Consider the following 1,301-nt stretch of genomic DNA (forward strand, 5'->3'; position numbering starts at 1 on the left):
TCGTCGCTGAGCCGGTCGACGCCGTCGGTCACGACCTGCTGCCCGGCCGCGAGCCCGGCGACGATCGCGGTGGCGCGGCCGTCGCTCGGCCCGAGCGTGACCTTGTGCACGGAGACTGTCCGGTTCGCATTGACGAGATATACGTAGTCGCCCGGCGCGCCGTTCTGCACCGCGGCGGTCGGCACGAGCACCGCGTCGTGCAGCGTGTCGACGCCGAGCCGCACGTTGACGAATTCGTTCGGGAACAGCGCTTCGTCGTCGTTCGCGAACGTCGCGCGCAGCGTGACGGTACCCGTGGCGGTCGCCATCTGGTTGCCGATCGCGTACAGCGTGCCGGTGGCGACCTGCTTGTCGTCGTCGCTCGAATAGACGGTCACCGGCAGCTTCGCGCCCGCGCCGACGCGGCGGATGACGGCCGACAGCGCGTTTTGCGGCACCGTGAACTGCACGGTCATCGGCTTCATCTGCGTGATCACGACGATGCCCGTCGAGCTCGACGACGTCACGTAGTTGCCCGGGTCGACGAGCCGCAGCCCGACGCGGCCCGCCACCGGCGCGGTGATGTGGCAATAGGCGAGATCGAGATCGTATTGCGCGATGTTCGCGCGGTCGGCCTTCGTCGCGGCCTCGTCCTGCTGCACGGTGAACTGCGCATCCTGATAGGTCTGGTCGGCGATCGACTTGTGTTCGGCGAGCTGCGCGTAGCGGGCAAGATCGGCGCGCGCCTGCGCGAGGCTCGCCTCGTCCTTCGCGAGCTGGGCCTGCGCCTGCTGCTTGCTGATCTGATACTGGCGCGGATCGATCTGCGCGAGGAACTGGCCCTTGGCGACTTCCTCGCCTTCGTGATAGCCGACTTCGGTCAGGTAGCCGCTCAGTTGCGGCAGCACTGTTACGGTCGCGACCGGCGTGACCGTGCCGAGTTCGTTCAGCACCACAGGCATGTCGCCCGTCGACGCGGTCGCGACGCTGACGACCTGGGCCGGGGTCGCGCGGACCGGCTTCGTCTGGCGCAGCAGGTGAAAGACGATCAGCGCGACCGGTACGGCCAGCACGGCGATGACGATCCAGCGGCGCGAGCGGCGCGGTGTCGGCGGGGCGGATGGGGTTTCGCTCATGTCCGCGTCTCGCAGGGACGATGCATCGCGCTACGGGCTGGCATGAGAGGACTCCTGAGAATGGGGTGGATGCGACGGGGGGGCAGGGCAATGCAGCCGTACGCGGGCAACGGGCCGACGCCGCGTGCAGACGCAGGCGGCGATGCGGCCGAGGTCGGAACCGCGGCCGGATGAATGACGCGGGCG

Annotated in this window: 1 protein-coding gene; it reads right to left on the reverse strand. The window is 69.0% G+C overall.

What is annotated here, in order from left to right:
- Positions 1–1,115: efflux RND transporter periplasmic adaptor subunit (locus tag G3O00_RS42485; protein ID WP_206146577.1), on the reverse strand; the 1,115-nt coding region annotated here is incomplete at its 3' end.
- Positions 1,116–1,301: the final 186 nt, after the last annotated feature.

The sequence above is a fragment of the Burkholderia sp. Ac-20384 genome, from assembly GCF_017104605.1.
Lineage (GTDB): Bacteria > Pseudomonadota > Gammaproteobacteria > Burkholderiales > Burkholderiaceae > Burkholderia > Burkholderia lata.